This is a genomic window from Streptomyces nanhaiensis, assembly GCF_046614825.1.
GTDB classification, from domain to species: Bacteria; Actinomycetota; Actinomycetes; order Streptomycetales; family Streptomycetaceae; genus Streptomyces; species Streptomyces radiopugnans.
In genome coordinates, this window is record NZ_JBKJFM010000202.1 from 1 (window position 1) to 8,910 (window position 8,910).

Here is an 8,910-nt window from a genome sequence, read left to right on the forward strand (position 1 = left end):
CCCGCCGCCGTCGCCGTCCTGCGCGCGCGCAAGGCCCGGGACGCCAAGCCCTTCGCGGTGATGTGCCCCGACGTACGGACCGCCGCGCGGCTCGGCCGCGTCGGCCCCGCCGAGCGCCGGGCGCTGACCGGACGGCCGCGTCCCATCGTGCTGCTGCGCCGCCACCCGCCCGGCGAACGGCGGGACGACCCGCTGGCGGACGGCGTCTGCCCGGGCAGCCCGCACGTGGGAGTGCTGCTGCCCTACACCCCGCTGCACCGGCTGCTGTTCGGCCTGCCCGGCGACCCGCCCGGCCCCGAGGTACTGGTGATGACCAGCGGCAACCGCTCGGGCGAACCCATCGTGACCGGCGACCGCGAGGCCCTGACCCGGCTGGCGGGACTGGCCGACGCCTGGCTGTGGCACGACAGGCCCATCGCGACGCCCTGCGACGACTCGGTGGTGCGGGTGCGCGCGGACGGCGGCGAGGTGGTCCTGCGCCGCTCGCGCGGGTACGTTCCCGCCCCCGTCGAGCTACCCGTGCCGGTGGAGCCCTCCCTGGCCGCCGGCGCGGACCTGAAGAACGCGATCTGCTTCGCCGAGGGGCACTCCGCGTGGTTCTCCCCCCACATCGGGGACCTGGACGGCCTGGCCGCCCTGCGCACGCTGGACGGCGCCGAGGAGCGCATGCGCGCCCTCACCGGCGTCGAGCCCCGGCTGCTGGCCGCCGACCGCCACCCCGGCTACCGCTCCACGCGGTGGGCCCGCGCCCGCGCCGGGGGCAGACCGCTGCACCGGGTGCAGCACCACCACGCGCACATCGCCTCGGCCATGGCCGAGAACGGACTCGACGGCCGCACCCCGGTCCTCGGCGTCGCCTTCGACGGCACCGGCTACGGCGACGACGGGGCCGTGTGGGGCGGCGAGGTGCTGCTCGCGGGATACGGCGGCTACCGGCGGCTGGCGCACCTGGCGTACGTGCCCCTGCCCGGCGGCGACGCCGGTGTGGGCAACCCCTGCCGGACGGCGCTGTCCCACCTGCGCTCCGCCGGGATCCCCTGGGACCCGGCCCTGCCGTGTGCCGCCGCCTGCCCGCCGGAGGAACGGCGCGTGCTGGAGCGGCAGTTGGAGCGCTCACTGGCCTGTGTGCCCACCTCCAGCATGGGGCGGCTGTTCGACGCGGTGTCCTCGCTGGCCGGGGTGTGCCACCGGGCCGGGTACGAGGGGCAGGCCGCCGTCGAGCTGGAGGCCGCCGCCGCGGCGGCGTGGCAGGAGCGCGGACCGGGATACTCCTTCGCCCTGCGCCCGCCGGACCCGGGCGGCGCGGGCGCGACGGTGCTCGACCCGGCGCCCGTGCTGCGCGAGGCCGTCCGCGACCTGCGCTCCGGCGTACCCGTCCCGGTCGTCGCCGCGCGGTTCCACCTGGCCGTGGCGGAGGCGGTGGAGGCCGTCTGCCGCCGGGCGCGCCGGGACACCGGGGCGGCGGCGGTCGCCCTGTCCGGCGGGGTGTTCGCCAACGCGCTGCTGGACGAGGAGTGCGAACGGCGGCTGCGCACCGCCGGGTTCACGGTGCTGCGCCACCACGCGGTGCCGCCCGGGGACGGAGGCCTGGCACTCGGCCAGCTGCTCGTGGCGGCGCGCCGGGGCTCCCTGACGGGCCGCGGCGGAATCTGACGGAAGGCCGGGGAAGGACCGGCGAACGGACCGACGACGGACGGAGGACACGCATGTGTCTGGCGGTGCCCGGCAGGGTGACCGGGATCGAGGAACGGGACGGCACGCGCATGGCGCGCGTCGACTTCGGCGGGGTGGTCAAGGACGTGTGCCTGGCCTACCTGCCGGAGACGGAGGTCGGCGAGTACGTGATCGTCCACGTCGGCTTCGCGCTGCAGCGGCTGGACGAGGAGTCGGCCAGGGCGTCACTGGAGCTTTTCGAGCAACTGGGTCTGCTGGACGAGGAGTTCGGCGACGCATGGGAGCGGGCGGCGGCCGAGGCCGGGGAGGACCGGCCGGGGACGGCCGCGGCACAGGAGGTCACCAGGTGAAGTACATCGACGAGTTCAACGACCCGGAGCTGGCCCGGCGGCTGCTGGAGGACATCCACGCCACCGCCACCCGCCCCTGGACCATGATGGAGGTCTGCGGCGGCCAGACCCACTCGATCATCCGGCACGGCATCGACCAGCTGCTGCCAGGGCACATCGAGCTCATCCACGGGCCCGGCTGCCCGGTGTGCGTCACCCCCCTGGAGATGATCGACAAGGCGCTGGAGATCGCCTCCCGTCCCGGGGTGGTGTTCTGCTCCTTCGGCGACATGCTCCGGGTCCCCGGCACCGACCGAGACCTGTTCCGGATCAAGAGCGCCGGCGGGGACGTACGAGTGGTGTACTCGCCGCTGGACGCGCTGGAGATCGCGCAGCGCCACCCCGACCGGGAGGTGGTCTTCTTCGGTGTCGGCTTCGAGACCACCGCACCGGCCAACGCGATGACCGTCCACGAGGCGCGGCGGCGCGGCATCCGCAACTACAGCATGCTGATCTCGCACGTGCGCGTGCCGCCCGCCATCGAGGCGATCATGCGGGCTCCGCACTGCCGGGTCCAGGCGTTCCTGGCCGCCGGCCACGTGTGCAGCGTGATGGGGACGGCCGAGTACCCGGGACTGGCCGACCGCTTCGGCGTGCCCATCGTGGTCACCGGTTTCGAGCCGCTGGACATCCTCGAAGGCGTGCGCCGCACCGTCCGCCAGCTCGAGCGCGGTGAGCACCGGGTGGAGAACGCCTACCCCCGGGCGGTGCGTGAGGAGGGCAACCCCGCCGCGCGGCGGATGCTGGAGGAGGTCTTCGAGGTCACCGACCGCGCCTGGCGGGGCATCGGGGTGATCCCGGCCAGCGGCTGGCGGCTGTCGGAGGCCTTCCGCGAGTACGACGCCGAGCACCGCTTCGAGGTCGCCGGGGTGAGGACCCGCGAGTCCGGTGTGTGCCGCAGCGGCGAGGTGCTCCAGGGGCTGATCAAACCGAACGAGTGCGCCGCCTTCGGCACCACCTGCACCCCCCGCAACCCGCTGGGCGCCACCATGGTCTCCAGTGAGGGCGCCTGCGCCGCCTACCACCTCTACCGGCGCCTGGGCGGCCCGGCGCACGGCACCGAGCCGGCGAGGGAGGCGACCTCCGTTGGCTGACACCACCGGCACGACCGGCACGACCGGCACCACCGGTATCACCGGAACGACCGGAACGACCGCCGAACCCGTGGACCCGGCCGACTGGACCTGCCCGGCCCCGCTGCGCGACCACCCGGTGGTCGTCATGGGCCACGGCGGCGGCGGGGCCCTCTCCGCCGAACTGGTGGAGCACCTCTTCGTCCCCGCCTACGGCAACGACACACTGGCCGGGCTGGCCGACTCGGCCGCGCTGTCGCTGGGCGGCGCGCGCCTGGCGTTCTCCACCGACTCCTACGTGGTGCGCCCGCTGTTCTTCCCCGGCGGCTCCATCGGCGACCTCGCCGTCAACGGCACCGTCAACGACCTGGCCATGAGCGGCGCGCGGGCCGCGTACCTGTCGTGCGCCTTCATCATCGAGGAGGGCACCGGGCTGCCGGTGGTCCGGCGGGTCGCCCAGGCGGTCGGCACGGCCGCCGCGGCGGCCGGCGTCACCGTCGCCACCGGTGACACCAAGGTGGTCGACGCCGGGCACGGTGACGGGATCTTCGTCAACACCGCCGGCATCGGACTGATCCCCGAGGGCGTCGACATCCGCCCGCAGCGCGCCGAACCCGGTGACGTGGTGATCGTCAGCGGGCCGGTCGGCATGCACGGGGTGGCCATCATGAGCGTCCGCGAGGGGCTGGAGTTCGGGGCGGAGGTGTGCAGCGACACCGCGCCGCTGGGCGGTCTGGTGCAGGCGATGCTCGGGGCCACCTCGGACCTCCACGCGCTGCGCGACCCCACCCGGGGCGGACTGGGCACGGCGCTGAACGAGATCGCCGCCGCGTCCGGCACCGGCGTCGTGCTCAACGAGCGGGCCCTGCCCGTGCCGGAGGCCGTGGCGGCCGCCTGCGGCTTCCTCGGCCTGGACCCGCTGTACGTGGCCAACGAGGGCCGTCTGGTCGCCTTCGTCCCGCGCGAGCACGCCGACGCCGTGCTCGCCGCGATGCGGGCGCACCCCCAGGGCGCCGAGGCCGCGGTCGTCGGGGAGTGCGTGGAGGACCACCCGGGCATGGTCGTGGCCCGCACCGGATTCGGCGGCACCCGTGTGGTGGACCTGCCGCTGGGCGAGCAACTGCCCCGCATCTGCTGACCCGGGGGACGCCTTCCGCTTCCCCCGCGCCGTGTCACGGCCGGCACGCCGGCCGCCCGGGGCCGGCGCGGTCCACACCCCCGCACCCGCGGGGTACGGACGGCACCGGCCCCCGGGGACCTTCGGCCCTGCCGCGGAGACCGGCGCGGGAGGAGTCTGAAGGTGCCGAGACGGCAGGAGGAAACCATGAACCGTTCGCAGATCCGTCCCCTCCCGGAGGTCAGGGTCGAGGTCCGGGGCGAGGTGCCCGGGGACGCGGCCGAGTACGCGCGGACCAAGGTGCTGGCGGCCCTGGGCAAGGTCGGGGAACCGGTCCTGGGCACCAGGGTGAAGCTGAGCCAGGCGGCCAACGCCTCCGTGCGGCACCCGGCGCACGCCCAGGTGAACGTGGACGTCAACGGCCACCTGGTGAGGGCCCACGTCACCGCCGACACCATGCCCGAGGCGATCGACCTGCTGCGCGACCGGCTGGCGGGCCGGCTGTCCCGCGTCCACCGCCGCGGGCACCACGGCGGCGGGCCGCGCCCGGGCTCGCGCATCGGACAGGGGCGCCGGGTCGTGCGCCGCCGCGCCCACGGCCCCGCCCGGCTGACCCCGGCGCAGGCGGTACGGCGGATGGAGGACCTGGGGTACGAGTTCCACCTGTTCACCGACGTCGGCTCCGGCGTCGACAGCGTGGTCTACCGGGACGGAGAGGGCGGCCACCGGCTGGCCCGCGCCCGCAGGGACGTGGCAGCGCCGGTGCCGTCGGGCCTTCCGCCGGCCGCCCCGCTGGGGATCAGCGGGATCCCGGCGCCCCGTATGGAGGTCGAGCAGGCGGTGTGGCGGCTGGAGACCACCGGCCTGCCGTTCGTGTTCTTCGTCGACACCGCCACCGAGCGCGGAGCCCTGCTCCACCGCCGCCGCGACGGCCTCTACGGGCTGGTCGTACCGGCCGAGTGACCCGGCGTCCGCCGGCCGGGACCCCGGTCCCGGCCGGCCGGCGCGGCCCCACGGCGAGGCGGGGGCGGTCACCCCGTCGCGAGGCGCGCGCCCGGAGCGGTTCCGGCGGGGACGCGGAGGGGGGAGAGCCGTCTCGCACGGGGCGTGGACGACGGGCGGCGCCGCGTTGCCGGGCGAAGACCTCGCACCGTCCGGGCGGGCGGTCCCCGACCCGAATGGGGGAACGCTCCCATTGCAGGGGCGCGTCGCAGGGGCGCGCCTCCCGGCGCGGAAGGCGGAAAGCGACATCCCCCTCCGTATGACGAGGGGCGGGGGCCGCGGCCGGGCCGACTGCGAGCCGTGCACGAGACCGCTGCCGACGCCCCCTCCCGGAACCTGGCGCGGGCACGGGCGGGCGGGCGTCATGCGCGGGCCGTGGTGCGCGACGGTGTTCGGAAGGCGGCCGCGGCGGGTCGGCCGGGCGTACGGGCGCGCGGTGCCTACCGTCGCGGTATGCCTCTCATCCGGATCGAACGCCGCACGCACCTCCCGGCGGGGGAGGCGTGGCGCCGGCTGACCACCTGGGAGAACCACGCCCGCCATGTCCCGTTCACCACTGTCACGGTCACCACCGCGCCGCCCACGCGCGTCGGCACGCGCTTCACGGCGCGTACGGGAACCGGGCGCGCCGGGTTCGACGATCCCATGGAGGTCGTGCGCTGGGAACCGCCGGACGCGGACCGCCCCGGCCGCTGCCGTGTGGAGAAGCGTGGCGGGGTGGTGCTCGGCTGGGCCGAGGCGGAGGTGGTCCCCGTCGAGGGGGGAGCGCTGGCCGTCTGGCGCGAGGAGGTGCGCGTACGGGGGGTGCCGCGCCTGCTGGACCGGCCCACGGCGTGGGCGGCCCGGCTGCTGTTCGGCCGGGTGGTCACGGGGCTGCTGAAGGAGTGATGACCGCTGCGGCCCGGCCCGGGCCGCAGCGGCTCACACCTTGCGTACGGTCGCGCCGGCCGCTTCCAGGGCGCCGGTCTCGTCCTCGGGGGCGTCCTCCTCCGTCACCACCGCGTCGAGCGCCGAGGCCGGCGCGACGAAGGCGAGGGCGGTGCGGGAGAACTTGGCCGCGTCGGCGACCGCCACCACCCGGCGGGCCGAGGCGATCGCGGCGCGCTTGACGGCGGCGTCGGCCAGGTCGTACGCGGTCAGCCCGTCCGCCGCGTTCAGTCCGCAGCAGCCGATGACGGCGGTGTCGAAGCGCAGCGAGGCCAGGGACGCCTCGGTCAGCGGACCGGTCAGCGCCAGCTCGCCCGGGCGCGGCTCACCGCCGGGCAGCAGCAGTTTCAGCCGGGGGGCGCCGGTCAGCGCGTTGGCCGCGTGCAGGGACAGCGGCACGACGGTCAGCCGGCGGCCGGCCAGGACGCGGGCCACCTCCAGGCAGGTCGTGCCGCTGTCGAGGACGACCGACTCGCCGTCGGCGATCAGGGAGGCCGCCTCGGCGGCGATCCGCCGCTTGGCGTGCGGCCTCTCCAGCTCCCTCAGCCCGAACGGGGGCTCCTCACCGCGCAGCAGCAGGCTGCTGGCCCCGCCGCGGTAGCGCTCCAGGACCCCCTGGTCCGCCAGGACCTCCAGATCGCGCCGGATGGTCATCTCCGAGGCGCCGGTGAGCCCGGCCAGCTCCGCCACGCTCAGCTGCCCGGCCTCACGTACGGCCTCGGTGATCCGTTTCAGTCGCTCCGCACTCGCCACGCCGGAATTGAACATCAGAGTTGTGCGAAACTCAATCTTTCGAACAACAATCTTGTTTGTTAAGTTCTGGAACATGGAGAGAACGCTGCGACTCGCACGGCTGGCCACCTTCGCCTACTTCGGCCTCAACGGCTTCCTGATGGGCATGTGGGTCGTCCACATCCCGGTGGTGGAGGACCGCGCCGGGGTCAGCCACGCCGTCCTGGGCTGGCTGCTGCTCCTGCTCGGGGGAGGCGCCTTCGCGGGCATGCGGCTGACCGGACCGCTGGCCGACCGCCTCGGCGCCCGCGCGGTGGTGCCGCTGAGCGCGGTGCTGTGCAGCGCGGCCCTGGGGCTGCCCGGGCTGGCCGAGGGCCCCTGGGCGCTGGGCGCGGCCCTGCTGGTGTTCGGCTTCGGCAACGGCTGCCTGGACGTCGCCATGAACACCCACGCGGTCCAGGTGGAGCGCGGCTACCGGCGGCCCGTCATGTCCGCCTTCCACGCGGTGTTCTCCGTCGGCGGGGTGCTCGCCGCCCTGGTCGGCGCCCGTACCCTCAGCTGGGACTGGAGCGCTGCCGCGACCCTCGCCGGCATGGGTGCCGCCGGGCTCCTCGTCGCCGTCCTGGCCGCCCCCGCGCTGCTGCGGCCCGAACCCGCCGAACCAGCCGGTCCCGGTGAGGAGGCCCCGAGACCGTCCGCCGGGACCGGGACCGGTGCCGGGCGCGGGACGCCCGCGCGGATCTGGGCGCTGGCCGCCCTCGCGCTGATGCTGATGCTCGCCGAGGGCGTCGCGAGCGACTGGAGCGCGCTCGCCCTGCAGGACGTCCTGGGCGCGCCCGCGGCCACGGCGGCCCTCGCCTACGGAGCCTTCGCCACCGCCATGACCGCCGGACGCCTGCTCACCGACCGGGTGGCCGCGCGCTTCGGCCCGGTCGCGATCGTCCGCTACGGCGCACTCATGGCCGCGATCGGCCTGTCGGCCGTGGTGGTCTCGCCCTGGATCCCCCTGGCTCTGGCCGGCTGGACGGTCTTCGGCCTGGGGCTGTCCGGCTGTGTGCCCCAGCTCTTCAGCGCCGCGGGCCACGCCGACCCGGAAGCAGCCGGGGCGAACGTCTCACGGGTGGCCGGGCTCGGCTACCTCGGCATGCTCGCCGGACCTGCCGTCATCGGGCCGCTCACCCATCTCGTGCCGCTGAACGTCGCCTTCCTGCTGCCCGCGGTCCTGTGCGCCGTGGCGGCCGGGGTCGCCGGGATCCTGCGGCCCGATTCCCGGGCGGCCGGCGGGGAAGGGATCTCCGCCCAGGAGCGGGCGGATGCCTCCGGGACCGCCGGGCCGGCCGGCTGACGGGCCGCCGCGAAGCGGCCGGCGGCGTTACGGGTCCGGAGCGCCCGGGGGCGCGGCCGGGGGCCTGGCCTTCTGCGCGGCCTCCCGGGCCAGGCGCACCAGCACCCAGCCGGTGACCGCGGCGGCGGTCACCGCCATGGCCGCACCGCCGGCGACACCGATCAGCGCGGCCACGGGAGCGGACTGCCCCGGCCGCCACAGCGGTGTGGTGATCGCGAAGAACACGGCCAGGCCCAGAAGCCATCCGGCCGCGCTGCCCGCGATCCACCGGTGGGCCCGTTCCGCGTGGGCACGCAGCACCCACCACTGGGCGGTTCCCACACTGAGCAGCAGTGCCGGTACGAGGAGCGCGGCGGCGGCCGCCACGAGGACGGGCCGACGGCTCACGGTGTCGTGGAGAGCCGCGGGCAGCAGGCCGAGGAACCAGGCGACCGCGGCACCGCCACCGGTGGCCGCGGTCCATCGCAGGCCGCCCAGCCGGGGCCACACCCGGCGCAGCACCCGCACCTGGGCGGCGCCCAGGACGGCGCCCTCCACCGCGCCGGCGGCGATCAGGGCCGCGGTGAACGCCGCCGTGGGCCACGCGGCCGTCGAGGCGCCCACCACTGCCGGCGCCGTGAAGCCGGCCAGCGCCCCTGCGGTGGTCCACCC

General features: G+C 75.9%; 8 protein-coding genes and 1 pseudogene. 7 read left to right on the forward strand and 2 right to left on the reverse strand.

Going from position 1 to position 8,910, the window contains the following annotated elements; all coding sequences use genetic code 11:
• The 6 genes from ACLIYP_RS27665 to ACLIYP_RS27690 all read left to right on the forward strand — a co-directional run.
• The coding region (locus tag ACLIYP_RS27665; protein ID WP_412715830.1) for a Kae1-like domain-containing protein at window positions 1-1,653 on the forward strand (1,653 nt) is incomplete at its 5' end.
• Window positions 1,654-1,706: 53 nt separating this feature from the next.
• Entirely contained in the window at window positions 1,707-2,024 is a 318-nt protein-coding gene (locus ACLIYP_RS27670) for a HypC/HybG/HupF family hydrogenase formation chaperone (protein WP_412715831.1), read from the forward strand.
• Complete coding sequence (hypD, locus tag ACLIYP_RS27675; protein ID WP_412715832.1) at window positions 2,021-3,157, forward strand: hydrogenase formation protein HypD; 1,137 nt, start codon at window positions 2,021-2,023, stop codon at window positions 3,155-3,157. The genes ACLIYP_RS27670 and hypD overlap by 4 nt, the downstream gene beginning before the upstream one ends.
• A gap of 127 nt (window positions 3,158-3,284) precedes the next feature.
• Window positions 3,285-4,274, forward strand: a complete 990-nt coding sequence (gene hypE, locus ACLIYP_RS27680; protein WP_412715837.1) for a hydrogenase expression/formation protein HypE — start codon at window positions 3,285-3,287, stop codon at window positions 4,272-4,274.
• Window positions 4,275-4,460: 186 nt separating this feature from the next.
• Window positions 4,461-5,216 (forward strand): HPF/RaiA family ribosome-associated protein, encoded by a 756-nt coding sequence (locus ACLIYP_RS27685; protein WP_412715833.1) that lies wholly within the window; start codon window positions 4,461-4,463, stop codon window positions 5,214-5,216.
• Window positions 5,217-5,708: 492 nt separating this feature from the next.
• Window positions 5,709-6,143, forward strand: coding sequence for an SRPBCC family protein (locus tag ACLIYP_RS27690; RefSeq protein ID WP_412715834.1), 435 nt, complete (start codon window positions 5,709-5,711; stop codon window positions 6,141-6,143).
• Window positions 6,144-6,176: 33 nt separating this feature from the next.
• Here ACLIYP_RS27690 and ACLIYP_RS27695 read toward each other — a convergent pair whose 3' ends face one another.
• The gene (locus tag ACLIYP_RS27695; RefSeq protein WP_412715835.1) at window positions 6,177-6,935 is read right to left on the reverse strand and encodes a DeoR/GlpR family DNA-binding transcription regulator; all 759 of its coding nucleotides are present in this window, start codon (window positions 6,933-6,935) and stop codon (window positions 6,177-6,179) included.
• Window positions 6,936-7,008: 73 nt separating this feature from the next.
• On the opposite strand from ACLIYP_RS27695, the gene ACLIYP_RS27700 reads away from it, so the two are divergent.
• Entirely contained in the window at window positions 7,009-8,259 is a 1,251-nt protein-coding gene (locus tag ACLIYP_RS27700) for an MFS transporter (protein ID WP_412715836.1), read from the forward strand.
• Between the two features lie 27 nt (window positions 8,260-8,286).
• Here the strand turns inward: ACLIYP_RS27700 and ACLIYP_RS27705 are convergent.
• A pseudogene (locus ACLIYP_RS27705) lies at window positions 8,287-8,910 on the reverse strand (hypothetical protein); the annotation flags it as partial.